At 55.4% G+C, this 18,820-nt stretch carries 9 protein-coding genes and 2 riboswitches; all 9 genes read right to left on the bottom strand.

What is annotated here, in order from left to right; genetic code table 11:
- Window positions 1-560: 560 nt before the first annotated feature.
- On the bottom strand, window positions 561-1,091 hold the full coding sequence (locus Q0K43_RS11520; protein ID WP_297290668.1) for an RNA polymerase sigma factor: 531 nt from the start codon (window positions 1,089-1,091) through the stop codon (window positions 561-563).
- Between the two features lie 415 nt (window positions 1,092-1,506).
- On the bottom strand, window positions 1,507-4,161 hold the full coding sequence (locus tag Q0K43_RS11525) for an ATP-binding cassette domain-containing protein (protein ID WP_297290669.1): 2,655 nt from the start codon (window positions 4,159-4,161) through the stop codon (window positions 1,507-1,509).
- A complete protein-coding gene (locus tag Q0K43_RS11530) occupies window positions 4,133-5,140 on the bottom strand; it encodes a TIM barrel protein (protein ID WP_297290670.1) in 1,008 nt (335 codons plus the stop codon). The genes Q0K43_RS11525 and Q0K43_RS11530 overlap by 29 nt, the downstream gene beginning before the upstream one ends.
- Window positions 5,125-5,982 (bottom strand): energy-coupling factor transporter transmembrane component T, encoded by an 858-nt coding sequence (locus Q0K43_RS11535; protein ID WP_366086401.1) that lies wholly within the window; start codon window positions 5,980-5,982, stop codon window positions 5,125-5,127. Before Q0K43_RS11535 ends, Q0K43_RS11530 begins: the two co-directional genes overlap by 16 nt.
- 175 nt (window positions 5,983-6,157) lie before the next feature.
- Window positions 6,158-6,604 (bottom strand): DUF4430 domain-containing protein, encoded by a 447-nt coding sequence (locus tag Q0K43_RS11765; protein WP_366086404.1) that lies wholly within the window; start codon window positions 6,602-6,604, stop codon window positions 6,158-6,160.
- Window positions 6,605-7,153: 549 nt separating this feature from the next.
- Entirely contained in the window at window positions 7,154-8,809 is a 1,656-nt protein-coding gene (locus Q0K43_RS11545; RefSeq protein ID WP_297290671.1) for an S-layer homology domain-containing protein, read from the bottom strand.
- A gap of 56 nt (window positions 8,810-8,865) precedes the next feature.
- Window positions 8,866-15,363 (bottom strand): S-layer homology domain-containing protein, encoded by a 6,498-nt coding sequence (locus Q0K43_RS11550; RefSeq protein WP_297290672.1) that lies wholly within the window; start codon window positions 15,361-15,363, stop codon window positions 8,866-8,868.
- Window positions 15,364-15,472: 109 nt separating this feature from the next.
- Window positions 15,473-15,690, bottom strand: a riboswitch (cobalamin riboswitch).
- Window positions 15,691-15,700: 10 nt separating this feature from the next.
- Window positions 15,701-16,468 (bottom strand): homing endonuclease associated repeat-containing protein, encoded by a 768-nt coding sequence (locus tag Q0K43_RS11555; RefSeq protein ID WP_297290676.1) that lies wholly within the window; start codon window positions 16,466-16,468, stop codon window positions 15,701-15,703.
- A gap of 4 nt (window positions 16,469-16,472) precedes the next feature.
- Window positions 16,473-16,609, bottom strand: a riboswitch (cobalamin riboswitch).
- A 204-nt stretch (window positions 16,610-16,813) separates the two neighbouring features.
- Window positions 16,814-18,718 (bottom strand): S-layer homology domain-containing protein, encoded by a 1,905-nt coding sequence (locus Q0K43_RS11560; protein ID WP_297290673.1) that lies wholly within the window; start codon window positions 18,716-18,718, stop codon window positions 16,814-16,816.
- Between the last annotated feature and the right edge of the window lie 102 nt (window positions 18,719-18,820).

The raw sequence follows: 18,820 nt of genomic DNA on the forward strand, positions 1-18,820 counted from the left end.
ATCGACTCGCACTACATTTTCCATAACATACACCTCATTCGCTATGGGAACAGTGTATGTATCCTTGTTTTCTCTATCTATTTGTCAAGGTACATTTCACACTATTATTGTATCATTTTTTAGTCATTTTTCAAGAAATAGATCATTTTTTGTCAAGAAGGTTTCATATTCTTCTCCCATCTTTTGCGTCTCACGGTGAGACGCAAAAAGCCATATCATTCGGAGTGTCCATTGATAGGTGCAAGTAAGGATAGACAAGCCAGTGGCGGGTGGCAACCGCTCCATAGGCAATAAACCTCCCCCCATTCCCGTGGGTGGGGCGTCCTACGCTGTGACGCATAGCCGACGCAAGTAGCATGATCCCGTATTTGTGTCACGGCCTGCGGCTTTGCCAAACCGTGTTACGCTGCTGGTGTGGATCGCTCCTTTCTGCCGGAGCTGTCACCTCCTTCCCCGGCAGAAGATCCCGGCGCACCCAGCGTTTGGCTCAACAGAATACGGCAAGTAACTGGCTCGTCCTATTCAGTTGTCAGAAAGATCGAAGGAATAAAACTCGTCCTTCACTTACCGCCGTTTTTGGTTCCGTTCTGCACCCACCTTTCCAAAAATTTTTTTAGAATTTTTTTGGCTGCCAATATTCTCTTGGATATATTCTGGTGTTTGACCTTCTCTTGCGCCGCAATTTCCTTTATGGTCAGGCCCTCCACACAGTAGAGCCAAAGACGGCGGCGTTGAGGCGCAGTCAGGCAGGCATCCAGGCCCTCGGCCAACAGGCGGCATAGGCGGGCCCGCTCCTCCTGGTCGTATTGATCCATGACCTCCGTTTCGGCAGAGAGCACCGCAAAGGATAGTTCAGCCAGTCCTTCCAGCGAAATTGTCCGGTTACTGTGCCGGTGATCCGCTTTCTCAATCGCGTGGTAGTTTTCATCAGACCAGCGTTTCCATTTTTCAAACTCCTCCGCACTGGAGAAGTCGGCACGGGTCAGGCGGATATGTATTCCGGTGGCGCTTTTGCATACGATGGCGTCCGGGTCCTTCTTATTCAGAGCATAGTCACTATTGCGGTCAAATATATTGGCTCCTCCTTTCATTTTCGTTGATTCGTGGATGGTCAACGAAAATCGGGAGGAGAGCGGCAGGAATACCTTTTTCCGCCAAAATGCAAAAATTTTTTTAAGTTTTCAATGTTTTTTCCGGGCCGGGATAGGTCAGTGTAAAAATCACATCCATACCTCGACACCTCACCCCAATATCTTCCAGAATTTTCTGAGGGATACTCGGATAACTTGTCGAGAAAAAAATGAGGCGCAGACAACCAGTTGGTTGCCTGCGCCTTTTTAACGAGTGGTATTCGATTTGGGGGCGAATGAACTGTCACATACAGCTTAAAAGGGATAATATTCCATTTCACTCTCCCATTTTTCTCACAGAGATATATAGTCTGCAATTATGCCGCTCTCGGCTGATTTCCTGGCTCATTATGTCCTCTGCGCTATGAGTACGGCATCACGTTATCAAACCATACTTAACCTTTATACGGTCTAGCTTTTCAAGCATAGGCTCTGCACCGAACCAGAGGAACAGCCAGGTGGCCGCTGCATGAACGCAGTCCACAGGAAAGCCAGTAATATAGTAGAGCATCAGGGTTTTCCAGTTAAGTGTCTCGGAAGCCATGAGAGCCGCAGCCGGATTCATAATACCGCCGTAAATGAGGATGGCGCAGAGGGCTCCGAAGATGCACAGGGACAGCCGCCCCCGGCGGAGTAAACCTTTGCGAAACAGGACACCGGCCAAAAAGCCGATGATGCCCATGGCAAACATCTGCCACGGCGTCCACGGACCTTGGGAGAACATCACATTGGAAGTCAGCATGGTCATGGCTCCCACCAAAAATCCGGTTTCCCCACCGAAGGCCACGCCGGCGATGATGGTCACAGCCATAACCGGCTTAAAGTTCTGCAACATAAAAAACGCTGCCCGACCTGCCACGGCTATGGCACACAAAACCGCGATAATGACCAATTCCCGGGCTTGGGGCTTACGCCCCTCAAAAACCAGAAAGAAGGGCAGCATGGTCTCCAGCAGGATCAGCAGAGCGATAAAATAATACTTCTTCCCGTCCAGGTAGTAGATACCAATAAACAGCGTCAGCGGAATCAGAACCAAAATCAACACTGTGGCTACGAGTGTACGTTTCGTCAGCTTCCGCTTTTCTCTCGGCGTTTGCAGCATATAATCCGGTCGGTTGGAACGCCGGGTGATAGAGAAGGCAAAGACGAACATGGAGAAGATCATCACACCGTAGAGCCGCAGCTGGTCTCCCGCCAAAGCGGTGATCCCCTCCTGGGTCACCAGGGCGGTCAGGTCAGTAATGCCAAGCGTTTTTAAGAATAACACCAGAACCGTAAACCCGGAAACTGCCGCCAGCAGTTTCCGCCACCAGGGCAACTTTTTCGGTTTAGCCGCCGCACTGTTCGCTTCCGGCTCCGGCAGCGGCGGGATATCCTCCGGCAGGACCGGTGCCGGAGGCACCTGGCCGCCGCAGGCAGCCATGACATCCTCCGGCGTTACCGCTTCTGGTATCAGTCCCCGGGCCATCCGGTTGGCGGAGGTTGTGTAAAAGCTGTTTCCAGAAAAAAAGGCGCGGGGCGTCGCCTCCGTAACGATGCTGCCATCGAAAAACAGGGCGCACCGATGGGTATACCGGGCACAAAATTCGATGTCATGGCTGACCATAAGGATGGTGACGCCACGGAAAAGCAGAGCGCGCAGAATCTCGGCAAACGTCTCTTTGAACTCTGCGTCCAGTCCCTTGGTTGGCTCGTCCATGAGAAGAATGTCCGGGCTGAGCAGCAGCACCTTGGCCAGGGCCGCCCGCTGTTGTTCTCCGCCGGAGAGGTCATAGGGATGGCGATCCAGCAGCTCTGTTAGACGGCACAAGGCCGTCACATGGGCCACCTGTGCTTGCTGATGTTCCCGGCTGTGCTTGCTACCCTTCAAAATCTCAAAGAGGTCCTCCCGCACGGTCTTTTTGACAAACAGTGTCTGGGGATTTTGAGGCAGAACCCCTACAGCACCGGTCAGTTGTGCCTGTCCACGATAGGGCTGGAGCAGCCCAGCCAGCAGTTTGAGAGAGGTTGTTTTGCCCGTGCCGTTGCCGCCCAGCAGCGCCAAAAACTCCCCTTTTTTCACCGTTAGCGTCAGCCCACGCACCACATCAGGCGCATCCTTTTCGTATTTGAACCACAGCTCTTTTGCCTCGATCGCCAGTTCCTCCGATTTTGAGTGTGCCGCTTCCGGCGGCAAGGCGTTCAGCTGGTGCTGAGAGGCCCAGATGTTCAACCAATCCCGCCCCTCCCGCACCGTAACAGGACAATCGTCATCGCTCTTCACCGAAGCCCAGACCCGCATGGCGGTTGGCATGGCCAGGAACATGGCGTGTCCCTCCCGGCGCAGCTCTTTGCCGACCTGTGCAGGCGTGCCGGTACAGAGAAGCCGCCCATGATCCATAACCGCCACATCTGTGGCCAAGGGGAAGGCATCCTCAAGCCGGTGTTCGGTCAGAAGAATGGTGGTACCAAGCTCCCTGTTAATCCTTCCAAGGGTAGCCAGAAAGTCTGAGGCCGCAATGGGGTCCAGCTGGGAGGTGGGTTCATCAAGGATCAGCATTGAGGGCTGCATCGCCATGACCGAAGCCAGATTCAGAAGTTGTTTCTGACCGCCGGAGAGTTCAGTAACATTTTTATAGAACCAGGTCTCAATTCCGAAAAAGGATGCCATCTCCGCTACCCGGCGACGAATGGTGGGCGTATCATAGCCAAGGCTTTCCAGTCCAAAGGCCAGTTCGTGCCACACCTTGTCCGTAACGATCTGATTTTCCGGGCTTTGCTGAACAAAGCCGATGCGCTGGCTCTGCTCCCGCTGGCCTAATGCCTCTAGGAGCATTCCATCAAAGGAAATCTCTCCGCTGCAACGGCCATGGGGAGCCAATACCGGCTTGAGCTGCCGCAAAAGGGTACTCTTGCCACAACCTGATGGGCCACACAAAACCAGAAAAGCCCCCTGCTCTACGGCCAGGGAGATGTCCAACAAAGTCGGCTGCTCCTGCTCAGGATAATAAAAGGTCAGATGATCAATCTGAAGAAGCGGTGATTGACTCACGCGACAGTCCTCCTTGCTGAAGGGTTCGTACTTGACGGCTCAGCGCACTCATGCGATCCACCTCGGTCTTTCCGGCCAGTTCGTGGGTCAGATAGCACGGCGCAATTCGCTCCAGAACTGGAATGATGGCCGGATCTGTCCACGGCTCATGCCGGTCAATTCGCTGGATGTGCGCATAGTTGTAGGAAAATCGCTGGACATGGTCCTCTGTTGGCAGGTCCTCGGGCATAGCTCCAATGGAATTGCGGACATAGTTTCCGCTGAGGCTTTGATGCAGATGCACGCCTTGAATATACCGGCACAGATCGCCATGGCGGGAAAGCATGGCATCCAGATAGGCGGCACCCTCCTTCTGGGAGGAAAGGGTGGATTCACAGTTCATCAGATGCCCGGTGTCCAGCAAAATTCCCTTGCGGGCATAGGGGATTGCGTCAAGAAGCCTCTCTGTAATGGAAGGCTTCGTGAAGGTAAAACCGGGCCACCACTGATTTTCCATCAAGAAATCAAACTCCGCCGGGATACCGGAAAGCAGATCCCGTATGACCTCCGCCGCAGCATCGACAACCTCCTCGTCGCTGTGGAGCCATCGATAGGTATAACTCTCCTCCACAGAGACGTCGGAGACATGGAATACAACGTAACGAGCGCACAGGTTTCTGGCGCGCTCCAGATCGTCCCGATACTGCTCCAGTAAAATCTCCGGTCCGCCGCCGTAGAAGGCCCGGGCAGCTTCTAAACTTCCGAATTTCCGGCATAAAGCTTTACGGTCATCGCGGTAGAAATCCAGCCAGTCAGGATAGAAGGTCAAATGATACCCGGTAAGAAGTCCGGGCGGCAGATCTGCGGGAATCGGTTCTCCACCCCAGATGCCCTCCACGCCGTCCAGACCTAGATCGTCCAGCTCCCGGCTGAGGATGTGCCATCCGCCGTGCTGGGCGACAAATTCTTCGCACAGGGGAAAGTTCAGGCTTTGCAGCACGGGCCTTCTCCTTTCTTATTCTGACGCTTCCAAAAGCGATCCTCCCGGAGATTCAGCAGCACCGGCGTCAGGCAAAGAGCCAGGTAAACCAGCTGAAAACTGATGGTCAATGGGGATATCGTTGTACTTTTGACCGTGGGATAGTATCGCCAATAGAGCCCTCCGGCCAGCCAGCCGCTCAGAATATAAAAACCACAGAAGGCAAGCCAGCCAAGGACAGCCCGATCCCGGTCATCAAAGCGGTAGATGGAGAAGGCCGTACGCCCCGGGAGGCCATAGCCGCGGCTTTTCATGCTGTCAGCAGTCTCAATGGCATTTTCCAGCGCCCAAGTCAGCATAATGGAGAGAATCGTGACGGCATTGCGGAGCCGTTGGATCAGCGAACCGTTAGACACGTCCCGCCCCACACATCGCTGGGCTTCTGAAACCGTGTGGAGCTGGATCTTGAACTTGGGCACAAAGCGCAACGTCATGGAAAGTACCAGACTGAGGGCCGGAATGACCCGACCAAAGAGATAGACAAATTTGTCCGAGGTCATCACCGCCGTGTAGCAGGAAAACCACAGGATCACCGCCGCCAGCATGGCTGCGGCCGCCAAGCCGTAGAGAATGCTCTCCAGGGTCAGGGGGTTTCCGGATGGAAGATACATCAGCAGCGTGGCTCCCTCGTGGTTGAAGGCCGGGTTGACCACGGCTGCCAACAGCATCATGGGCAGAAGACAGAAAAGCTGAAAACGAACCGCCCTTCTCCCGTTCAAATAGATGCTGTAAATCATGGCACACAGCAACGAAATGCTCAAACTAGCCGGGTGCATGAAAAACATGGAGAACACCAGCACCAATCCAAAGTAGAGAAAATTGATGACAGGATGGTAGCTGGAAAAAGTATCTCGGCTTCGGATAAGACATTCCTCCCTTTTGTTCTCATCTTTCGGCAGTCTCCGCCATAAGGCGGACACCGCCGAAAAAGGAGAACGGTTCCGGATGGGGCGCTTTCACGCCCCATCCGGCCTGTGTTCAGCCGCCGGTCGCCCGGTATCCACCCACATCAATGCCCAGGTCACAGGTGTATTCCCAGCAGATTACATCGCCGTCCTGAAGTTGATAACGGGAGCATCCATAGTTTGGAAACCACTCATTGACCTTATACATCCAGCCCGACAACTCACCGCAGTCGAATTCATAGAGGTTGTGGATGCCCTCGATATAGGCGGAGTTGTACATAGGCGTGTTCTCAAACTCCATGTGGATGCCCTGCTGCTTGCAGGTCCGCTGGAGGACGTTGAACACGCTCTCGCCTTCATAGAAGGTGACTTGTATCGGCTCCAGTATCCAACCGTCCTCCGGCACCAGTTCCACCTTTTCCGGGTCCAGCCAGTCCATATGGTCGAGAATCGTGGCGCAGGAGATGGAGATGGTACAGGTGTAGGCCACATCGGAGATGGTCACATCCTGTGGCTCCACCGGCAAAGGCTTACCCTCCGGCACCGGATCGGTAAGATATTGGTCCTTTCCAGTGGCTGGATCAATGACCATGCCCTGAGATTCAGAATATTCCTTATCGCCAGCCGGACGGCTGGAACCCGCTCCTGCCAGGGATTCCGCCAGTGCTTCCTTTTCCTGGGCACTGAGACCGCCCTCAACACCTCCGGGGCGGCTCCCCAGGCTTTCCCCCGGCGTTTCCTCAGGTTTGTCTGCACTCCCATCGTCTTTGTTATTGTCCGGCGTGCCTGGCGCGGTAGAGTCCGGAGAGGCATTTGGGTCATTAGTCGGAGAGGTACTTGGGGTATGACTCGGATCATCATTTGCAGGGGATTCCAGCGTTATTCCAGGACTCGGCTCAGAATCTGTCTGGACAATTGGGGATACGGTATCCTTTTCAACCGTCCAGCCCTGAAGGCCCGGTGCACCGCCGCCGTACCAGAAGGTGCCTGCAAGGACAGCCAGAACCAGGGCCGGGACAATAACTTTCCATTTATGTTTTTTCCACCACATCGACATACTCCAATCTGGTTACAGCAGTTCCGCACTGCCCAGCAGATTAAAGATCATCTGAGCGATCTCACAGCGTGCGATGGCAATGCTGCCTTGGATCTCCAGGACAGCACTGTCGAGTATGCCCTCCTGATAACAGAAAGCCAGCCCTTCTCTCGCCCATTCCGACGTTTTTACATAGTCGGTGAACTGCGCCAAAATATCACGGATGGTGCCGGCATTCAGGGACGTATCCATACCGCAGAGTTTGGCGGCCCGGGCCACCATGACAGCAGCCTCCTGCCTGGAAATGGTTCCGCTTGGGTCAAAGGCCGTCTCACTCTTACCGGTGACAATGCCGTAAGTGTATGCTGTGCCTACATAACCGGCATACCAGGCAGAAGAATCCACATCGGAAAACTGGGTGACAGCTTTCGGCGCCAGACCCAAGGCACGAACCACAGTAGCGGCAAACTCCGCACGGGTCATAGTGTCGCCGGGATGGAACAGGCCGTCGCCCTTGCCATTGAAAATGCCTCGGGCCGCCAGCGCCTCTATGGCAGGCTGGTTTCTATGCGCAGAAATATCGTCAAAAGTCGTACCAGGAGCTGTGATAGGTTGCTTCTTTACGGCAGCATCTTTGCCGGGAAGGCCCACTGTCGCGGTACCGGTACTTCCGGTCACGCGGATGGTCACATCGTCCATGCGGTAGAGACTGCTCTTGCCCTCCGCAGCCCGCTGGGCCGCCACCAGGCCGTAAAAACCTTGCTCGCTGGCCATCTGGTTGGAGCCGGAACCGTCTGCAGTGTGAAGAAAGCTGCCGTCGCTCTGGCGGAATGTCAGAAGGTTGTCCAGCATAGTATGTCCGTCCTTGACAAAGCGGGAATCAGTCAGCGGAATTCCCAACTCGCACAAGGCCACAATCATCTGCACGCAGCTTTCTAAATTTGCCGTACCCCAGCTGGAGAAGCCGCCGTCGCTCCCCTGCATCTCCGACATACATATTAGAGCCTCTTTTGTGGCCTCTGCCACAGCTGGCTGATCCTGGTATTTAGCCAGGGCCTGGAGCGCCATACCGGTGATGTCGGGATCAGAGGTATCATAGCCGGCTGTAGCTGCTTCAGTGCCGCCGAACAGGCTCCAGCCGCCATCAGGAAGCTGACACTCCAGAATCCGGTCGATGTACATCTGGCGGGTGGCCTGGGTTTTCGCATTGGGATTGACCGGCATCTTATAATTGCCGCTATCCAGGGCAATCAGCGCCCAGATCGGGCCGTTGAGGCCCTGCCAGATGGTCTTGTCGTAGTCGCCCAGGGCTGTCAGCAGATTGTAATCTGCCACATCGGTGGGATCGGCGCCGATGGCTGTCAGAGCCACAATCAGTCTGGAATACTCCGTGTACTTCTTATCATGGAGATTTCCATCGCAGGCTTTTACATACTCCTCCACAGTTGTATAGTAGTTGTCCCAATAGGACTGAGGCACATCATAGCCGCTTCTTGCCAGACCGATCACCGCCCACTCGCCGCCAATAGAGCCTACCTGAGGATTTGCAACGGTTTTCAGCATATAGGCAGCCGAACCATTGACGGCGTCATCCAGGCTGGCGTCCGCCGCCGCGACAGGAAATATCATGCTGAGGGCAAGAATCAAGGCCAGAAACAACCCCATCCCTCGTTTGCAGATCGTTTGCATATGTTCTCCCTTCTTTTAGGACTCCCCGGAGCGGGCACCAGCTCCGGGGAGTTGAATTACTTTTCCAAATTGGCAAAGCGCATAAGAATGGTTGCCACCTCCGCACGGGTAGCAGTGCCCTGCGGAGCAATCGTGGTTGTGGTACGACCAGTGATAATGCCTTCCGCATATGCCCAGCTCAGAGCTTCAGCTGCCCAGCCACTGGTGTCTCCGGCATCCGCGAACGCCGAGAGATCACCGGACTCAGCGGTATCATACTTCATGAACTTCGCATACCGGTAGAGCATGACAGCCAGCTGTTCGCGAGTGATACTGTCGTTACTGCCGAACAGGCCGTTTCCGTAACCGGTGACGATACCATTTTCATTGGCCCAGATCACGGCATCTGTGTACCAGGCATCCAGAGCCACGTCGTTAAAGGGAACCCCTTCACCTTCGACAGCAGGCTCGCCTGCCAGACGGTAGAGAATGGTGGCCAGCATGGCCCGGTTCAACGTAGCGTTGGGCGCAAAGGTGGTTTCGCCGGTACCGTTCATCAGGCCGTTTTCATAGGCCCAGGCAATAGCTTCCGCCGCCCAGTGGCCGGACACATCGGTGAACGGCATGGCCTTTTGGGTGGTTACCACAAAGGTGCCCAGGTGGGCAATCTTCACCTGTACGCTCAGCTTTTCGTTCTGTTTGGCGCAGGCACCGAAAACCGTTTCCCGGGAGCCGTCAGCGCTAATTACCAGGACCTTGTATATCTCACCAGCAGTAAATTGTGCGCTGTTCACCGGGATAGTGATGGTCAGGGGCTTTCCACCAAAGGTGGTAATTTCCGTCTTACCAGAAGTTACAGTCACCTCTACCACTGTCGCGCCTTCCAGCTGGGACGCGCTCACCTGCTCCTTGAGGTCTGCCACGTCCTTGGCTTCCACTGTGATGGCCACGGTATTTCCGCCGGCTTGCTGGGCAATGGCGTCCAGAGCGTCGTTGGGAATAGACACGCTGCCCACATCCGTCTGCACTTCCAGGGCCGCGTCGGTGTTCTTGACAACATCTTTCAGCGACTGGGTAGGCACTTCTGTCGTTACCTTCGTAGCCTCGCCAGTGATCTGGGGCGCGATGACAATGGCGTCGCTGCCTTCGCTCTTGGCTGTGGCAATGGCGTCCTTCATCTCGGTCTCGCTGACGGTGACACTGGCCACACCATTTTTGTCCACGACGACCTCTGGTGCTACTTCACTGGTAACTTTGTCAGAGGTACCCGTGCCGTCATTTTCCGTGCCCTCAAGATTCTGCAGGGTCTCTACCGCTTTGTTGACCTCAGACTGCGTAGCGTCCAGCTTTTCTACTACACGGCGAACCGCTTCCGGAACCTTATCCAATCCAACATCTGCGATCAGCGTAGTCAGTTCGTCCTTATCAGCGATGGTGTAATAAGCGCCGCCTCCACCGCCAAGCGAATGCCCGCCGCCGATATCCGCGCCCAAGGTCAACGTAAACTGGACGCGCATCACATCGCCGTCGCCCATATAATAGTCCGCAAAGCCCACATTGGGGAACACGCAGTTGACGCAGTACATCCAGCCGGAGCCGCTGGTGTAGTCGAATTCGCCCAGTACGTTGGGGTCTCTGGACATCACGCTTCCTAATTTGCTGCGGAGTACCTCCGGAATGGTATTGCCATCTGCGTCGATTTTGGACAGGGCGCTGCCCTCAATGCTGGACAAATAGAAGTTACTTTCCGGTGAGCCTGTGTAATCATAGGTAAACCCGTTCTCATCCAGAACCCGCAGCAGCAGCTCGGCACTGTTTTCGCCCTCGATGATGTCCACATACTGCGGCTCGATGATATAGCCGCCACCCAAAGTGAAGGCTTCCATTGCAAATACGGCCTGGCCCACTACCTCACCCGGCTCTGCTTTCTCGTAGAAAATGGTGTAGCTTACCGTTTTGCCCATTGCGGAAATAGTTACTGTATTTGCGCCCTCCTGCGTAAATATCAGCGTGTAGCTGGTCTTTTCGTCATCGTCCCAGTTGTGCTTCACCTCAGAATCATTGAGCTTTACGGTCAGGTTCTTGACATTGATCTTTTTGCCGCTGGCATCCGCGGCAAATACGTCAAAGGTCCGCCGGGAATTCTTTTGGGTAATCCCATCCACAAGCGTTGTTTCAATTTGAATGTCTTCCGGTTCGGGCGGCACAAATTTCTTGACCTGAACTGTAAAGGTATCGCTGTGTCCGGCGTAGGAAACCGTAATGGTCACAGTGCCGGTTGTCGTCAGGGTGGAAGGTGTGACCGTCAAAAGCGCATTGTTTAAGGTCACAGAAACGCCATTGACGGTGCTTTTTACCACCATACCGGTCAGGTCAATGGCGTCTCCCTCGGTGTAGGACGTTTTATTCGGCCTTTTTTCAATGGCAAGCGAGGTAACATCAGCCTCCCACAGGAGGATGGGATAGCCCTGGTTCTCACTGGCCGCGTCGGAAGTAAAGCTGCCACTCAATTCCGTAGAAGTCAGAGCCTGCAGTTGGTCCAGCGTTTTGCCCGCAGCGCCGCCGGATGCGGGTATACCTGATCCAATACCCGCGGCGGTACCCTGGGTGCCGGAATAGTAATAGATATTCGCCAATTCGGCGCTGCTGAGACTGCCGATGGCGCCACCCAGGTTCCCGTCCGCGCCGTCCGCCAGGCCAGGAATGGCAGAGGAATAACCGTTGGAAAGAGTTGCTCTCCCCAGGGCCCCCACCAGGCCGCCTACGTTCTTCCCACCAGTGACCGCACCGGTGTTGTAGACATCGGTAAACGTATTCCCTGTGGCACTGCTTGACACATTGCCCGCAATGCCGCCGGCCTCACCGGTACTGACAATTCTGCCGCGGTTAAAGCTGGAGTTGACCGTTGTCGTGCGGTTGACGCCGCCCACAATGCCGCCCACGGGGCCGCCGTAGTTTTGGGTGGTATCCGTGGTGGTAATGGTTCCGAAGTTGCCGCAGTTCTTGATGGTGATCTCATCGCTGGTGTAACCGACAATGCCGCCGACGTTGAGGGCGTATACGCCGGAGGCCGAAACCGTTACATCCGCCTTGTTGATGCAATTTTCGATTGTGACATTGGTGGCCACCTGTCCGGCGATTCCTCCGAAATAGGTGATGATTTGTCTCTCCGTGGTTACCTTTACAGATCCGCTTGCTACAGTCAGGTTGCGGACGGCACTGCCACCCGCCACATTGTAGCCGGAGATGTTGCCAAACAGGCCCACATTGCTGGTGTCCGTCAGATCGATATACAGGTTGCGGACCTCATGGCCCTGACCGTCGAAGGTACCGCGGAAGATCTTACCGGCGGTACCGCCGCCGATGGGCGTCCAATCATAGCCCGCCAGATCGATGTCGGCGGTGAGAACCGCATGAACCGGGTTCTCCGCTGTTGCCTTTCCTTGATTGACATAATCGGACAGCCAGGCTAGTTCCGCACCGGTGCCGATCTGGTATACGCCGCTCTCGTCTTTCTGCGGCTCCGTCGTCGTTAAACCATCCCAGGCATTTTCCGCTGCTTTGATGGCAGCACAGGTAACGGTCTGGCTCTCCTGCGAGGTTTGATCAATCTTCAGTGTGCCGCGGATTGCCTGATACCCTTCGGTGAAGATGATGTACTGGTATTCGCCATAGGTCACCGACGCGCTTCCTGTACTCCCCTGGACCTGGATCGTCGTACCATCGGAATGGCGCAGAATGGCCAGGTAGTCGCTCAGAGGAGTATCTCCATCCTTTACGTCAAAGGTAACCTGATAGGTTTTCGTGGCCTGTACCGGGATGGTGATGTCGGGGAGCGCGCCCAGGGTGCCCTTGGTAGAGGAACTCATGGTAGAGTTCAGCGAAGACAACGTTTCTTTATGGTGATGACCGATGTCTTTCCCGTTTCCAGAGAGCGTGAACACACCGTCCGTCAGGGTATACGGCATCTCTGGGTTCCAATTCTCCGGAATGGTGACGGTCACCGTCCGGGCGGAGGCGGTACTGTCAAAGAGAGGTCTGTTTGTGCTGGACAGCTTGCTGCTGGAGACGGTCTTGTCGGTGCCGGGATCCGTATAGGAAATCTGGCAGTAGAAATTGTAGAGATAGGCCATCTGGTTCACCGGGTTGTATACCTGGTCCAGAACCACTTCCACCTGATCCCCGGGCTGGATAGGCATGCCGGGATTGGTCAGATTGTTGATGGTGAACTCCGCCTGTTTGGCAGTGACCACCTGATAGGTGTCCTGACCGTTCTTAGTGACCTTGACGATGTTTTTGCCCTCGGTGAAGGTCAGGGTCACGGTGCCGTCCTCGTTCGCCGTCACGCCGTCCGTCGAGAATCCACCGGAGTAGGTCATGGCAGCCTCGCTCAGGGTGGGGCGCAGCAGGGTGACTGTGCTGCCGCTCTCCGGCGTAAAGGTATAGGAATACCCATCCGCTCCGGTGTAGTAGAGTACGTCCAACTCCCCGTCCAGATCGGTTCCGGCGGTCTTATAGGTCCTGTTATTGTTGTTGTCCGCGTTGATGGTCAGATTAGCGTCAGGGCCTGCGTCAACGCCGCTGCCAACCTCCACCACAACCACGCCGGTATTCTCCGGCCAAATGGCGCTGTACAACTGATTCTGGACATTGGCATAACCGCTGGCGCCCACATACATGGCGTCGTAGGTCACCAGGACGATAGCTGTGCCTTCTTGGGCGGCTGTAATTTTGCCGTCGGCGCTGACGGTGACAACATCGCTGGGGGTGCCGTCGGGAGCCACCACAGCATAGTGATAATCCGGTTCAAAGGCAAAGGCGTCCTTGGTACCCACTGCGCCATTGGCCGTCCGCCACATCCGGATGGGCGTCAGCTGAGCAGTATCCCCCACACTCAGGGCAAGGCTACCGGTGTGATCCACACCGTTGAGGCGGAGATCCGCCGTGTCCAGATGGTTGCTTCCCAGAGTGCGGTCAATGGTGCCCGGTGTGGCACCGCCCGGGGACATCATATCCGCTGTAACGGTGTAGTCCTTGGCATCGGAGCCGGCTGTGATCAGCGAAGTGTAGGTCACAAGTCCTTCCTTACTCACCCGGTAGATATACTTGCTACCGGCCGTCAAAGGGAAGATATAACCGTCGGTCTCCCCCGCATCCGTATTAGACGAAGAGGGCTGGACGGCAGTACCGGTGCCGTAGGGATGCGCAGGTGCCGTAGTGACCGTAACGGTTGCGCCGTCAGGAACCGTAAAGGTGGTTCCCACCTGCTGGGCCATCTTGGCGCTCCAAGTAGCATTTGTCTTGGTGGCACTCAGCGTCTTGCTCTGCGGTGAGGTGGCCTGATAGCCCTCAGCTGCCTTGCTTTCGCCGGGCTGAATGGAGAAGGTATAGCTTCCCGGTGCCATAAAGTAGGGATATGCCACATAACTGGCAAACTTGTAGGGTTCGCCCGGCTGCATGACTTGGTCCTTGCTGTCCTTCACCTTGGTGGTAAAGTCTTCCGCCGTCCAGCCGGAATTGTTGCTGGCATAGACATAGGTCAGGTAAAACTCATACTCCTGAAGTGAGCTGTCCCCGGACACCGTCAGGTCACCGCTGCCCAGGGTATACTCACCATCGGCGGCGGAATAGTGGTAAGTATCCGGCGTCAGCCACAGGTCGTAGACCGCATAGCCGCTGCTGTAATCCGCAGCCAGCTCCACAGGGGCAGATTCACTGTCCGTCATGGTAAAGGTCAGGGGCTTGGAAGTGCTGCGCACAGAGGTGGTAATCTTGGCATGGGATTTTCCCTCTGGTGCGGTAATCTTCACCGGCGTCACGGCACTGGTAACGCTGGCCGGTGCCTTTCCTTCCTCGGTATTGCTCACCACCACGCGATACCAGAACTCTCCCACTGTATCAGTGGGCGGCGTATAGCTGTTCGCCGTGGCGCCGTCGATATCCGCAAAGTCCTCTTGGGCAGCGGTCGTGCTGACCTGCCACTGGTAGCTCAGTGTACCGTTGCCGTTGGCCGTGACCTGCAACGGAGCAGTTGTGTCACCGTAACCATAGCTGACCGTGTCGGTCCCCAAATTCTCAGTAATGGTAGGTGCCGCAGAGGGTTCCAGCGTTACGGTAAGGAATTGTACGGCAGTAAAGTCCATCGACATTGAAGAAAACACCAGATAGGTATTTTCCGCCGCATTTACCTGGATCGGATTCGTAATGGTATCCCAGCTGAAAGAACCACCGACTGTGAAGTAGTCGCATGCATACCAGTTGTCCACATCGGCATAAATCTCCTGGGCAGCACCGACATTGCAGGTGTAGACAGCTGCTTGAGCATACCCCACTTGCACAGTGGTGCCCGCATCGGTAAGTTCCAGAATCTCTCCATTTTGCGTCAGGGAGATTTTCGGCAAATCGGCTGACAAAGGCGCGACACCGTTCGTTGTTCCTGCTGCGTTGCTGACTGCCTCAGTCTCTGCAGTTTCCAACCAGAACTCGTCGGTCTCATCCGCCGCCAGTACACCGCCGGGAAGCATACCCAGCAGCATGACCAGCACCAGCAGTAGACTCAACACTCGTTTCTCCATTTCTTTCTTCGCGTCTCCTTTCGACTGTCGCTCTGTCAGGGCATAAAAAATGCCGTGACAGATCCCAATGATCGCCACAGCCGTGTTCCCATGGTCGGGTCGTTTTTCGACGACCCTTTGCATTCCTTGTAGGTCTTCTGACTTGCGCTTCCGGGGAAATTCCCCACAACGCCGGATCTGCCTTCCCAGGTCTCCCCAGTGACTGACTTTCGTCAACGATCCGGTGTCTCGGCGCTTACAGCGGCGGTTACCGTTCGGGACTTGCACCCGATTCCCTTGTTCATCCCTCTCTCTGCTTCCGCCGAGACAGGGCCACAACAAATGCCCTATTTACTTGTCAGTTATCCTTCTTCGCCTCCTGCCATTTCTCAAAATGCTCTGCGGCAGCAATCACGTTCTCCCACGAACGGAATCGCTCACAGAGGATCTTCGCCTGCGGTGCATCACGCTTGCGCGGCGGGTATCCAAGGCGGCTTCTGCGACGGGTCACATCCTCCAAAGCACTGCAGATCCCCGGCTCCTCCGCCAGCATCTGTGCCCAATCCGGCATATCCAAATCCGGTGTTGGTAATCGCCGCATCCCGGCTGCCCGCAGTGCGCCCGGCCAGGTACCAAACCGCGCTTTCAGGTAGATGCGATACAGAGAAAAGACCTCATCCTGTGTGGGCGCACGTCCCAGGCGTGACGCCGCATCGTGCAGAACAGCCAGCAAATCCTCGTCGGAATAGCTGGCATAGACCGCCCTGCCAAGCCCACTGGACAGCGCAAGAGATGTATAAGGGTGCTTTTCGCCGTTGTCTGCGTACTCTGGTGGAGCTTGCTGTGCCCATTTCTGTATCAAATTGCGATATTGTTCTGCCTCTTGCGGCGTAAGTCTGGCTGGGCGAGCCTGCCTTCGCTTGCTGACGGTCTTCACCCCCTTCCAGTTTCGGGATCTGCTGCCGGCTCCGAAAACAAAAAACCGGCAGACAATGGTGTCTGCCGGTAAAAAGCAGATATCCATTGCCGATCCCTGCAAGTAGAGCATTTGCACATTAAAAATGTACAAAAACCCAAGCCATCTCCAAACATGGACATGGCTGCAAAAATCGGCAATGGATACCACCTTGATCAATTACCACCGAGCAGGCTGACAATCCTGGCTTATGGCCGGAGCCAAATACAGTAGAGGTAAGACTGCGCCGGATTCTCACCGGCTTGTCAGTTGGCATATGTCAAGCATATGACCTGCTCGCGAAAATATTCTATCCGCTTTTTATGACGTTGTCAAGGGAATCCGAAGGCAAGGATACCTATGGCAGCCCTTGTCTTCAACTGCCGACTTTTGCCGGGCTGGTTCTTTGGGTCAAACTTGCTGTTTCCTCAGGATCGGACTTCCGGGATCCACAGCTGGGGATGCTGTGGATCCCGGAGATCCTTGAGAGGGAAGTATGTTTCAACGAGGAGGCAGTTACTTTGCCAGTTCCTCGCCAAAACGCATCAGAATCATGGCCACTTCAGCCCGAGTTGCGGTGCCTTGCGGCACAATAGTGGTTGCGGTACGCCCGGTGATCAGCCCCTCCGCGTATGCCCAGCGCAGAGCCTCAACTGCCCAGTCGCTGGCGTTCCCGGCGTCAGTGAATGCCGAGAGATCACCAGCTGCGGCTGTATCGTGCTTCATAAGCTTGGCGTAACGGTAAAGCATAACGACCAGCTGCTCCCTGGTGATACTGTCACCGCCGCCGAACAGGCCATTTCCGTAACCGGTGACGATGCCGTTCCCGTTGGCCCAGGCTACAGCGTCAGTATACCAGGTATCCAGCGGCACATCGGTGAAGGCTACGCCTTCACCATCTATGGCAGGCGAGCCCGCCGTGCGATACAGCACTGTGGCCAGCATGGCGCGGGTCATGGTATCATTGGGGGAGAAGGTCGTGTTGCTGGTACCGTTGAAGAGTCCGTTGACGTAGGCGCAAGACACCGCATTGTAGAACCAATCGGTCTCCTGCACGTCGGTGAAAGGCAGCTCCACCGTCTTCACAGGCAAAACCACAAAGGTGTTCAGGTGAGTGGTGGTAACCTTCACGAAGAATTTCTTGCCCTGCTTGATGCACTCGCCAGCAAGCCGCTCCACGGTCCCGTCATCGCTGATTTGGTAGACCACATAGCTCTTGCCTTCCTCGATAGCCTCGCCGCCCACCGGCAGAGTGAGGGCAATTTGCCTGCCGTCGAAGGCGGTGATGTACTTCTGGTCGGAGGTGATGGTGATGACGGTGGCAGAGGCGTCCTTCATTCTCTCCTCCGTGACGTCCTCATGACTCCCCAACAGCTTGGCGGCATCCTCGCTGTCGCCGGCGGCGATGGTAACGGTGATATCGCTGCTGCCGGCAGCCTTCACGATGGCGGCCAGGGCGTCCTGGGGCAGTTCAATTTCGCCCAAATCACACTCGATGGACAGAGCGGCCTTCGTCTCATCCAGAATATCGGTCACGCTGCTCTTGGGGATGGTGACAGTTAGGCTGGTGGCGTTACCACTCACCTGCGGGGCGATGACGATGCTCTGAGTTCCGTTCTCGCTGGCGCTCTCAATGGCCTTCGACAGATCCTTCCTGGGGACGACCACTGTGGCGTGCCCGTTCTTGTCCACGCTGACTTCCGGCTCCAGAACAGGGGAGGTTCCCTCCGTGCGGCTGGTCACGCCGCCGGTAGTACCTCCAGTGCCCCAATTTTCGGAGCCTTTCTCCCTGGTGTAGTCATCCGTGTAGTGCCAGACAATGCGGTCGCCATCTTCAAGGAATTGCTCGCTGATGCCGTATATCGGATGGCTTTCGTTCAGCGTATACATCCAGCCGGACAGCTTCCCGTTATCAAACTCGCCAAGGGTGATGCCTTTGTAGGTGATGCTCTCAACATAGTTTCCGGTGGGATTGCCAAAGACAACGCCGTGCTTTTCAGCAACGAGGTTCAACAGATCTGCGACAGTCGCGTTTTGATCGATTGTGTAGGCTGCGTTGCTGATCCATGTTTTCAAGCCGCCGTACTGCAAGGTGTGGGTCTCTTCCTCCTCGGGGATGTAATCATCCGCCCAGTTGTGGTTGTCATCGCCCATAAGCTTGAAGTATACCGTGATGGTGTTGGGAGCTTCCGGGATCGCAGGCTTGAGGACGGTGATTTCGAATTCCACCTTGGCCGCCTGATAGGTGGCGGTCAGGGTCTGTACACCGCGGGTATTGGGGTCGTAGCCGGTGATGGTCACCTGGTCGGCGGAAAGGGTCTCCTCCGTGCCGTCGCTCCATTTAGCGGTGAAGGTCATGCCGGTGGGATCAAATGCATCGCCCAGGTAGTAAGTCGTCTTATAGCTGCCGGAGAGTTCCAACGCGGAGACGATGGTTTTGTCGCTCGGTGAATTATACTATCAAGTGCAACACTTTAGGAAAATAAAAAGAAGTTCATACAGAACCCTGGTAGAATGAAGTTA

It is taken from the genome of uncultured Flavonifractor sp. (genome assembly GCF_944383115.1).
Classification (GTDB): domain Bacteria; phylum Bacillota; class Clostridia; order Oscillospirales; family Oscillospiraceae; genus Flavonifractor.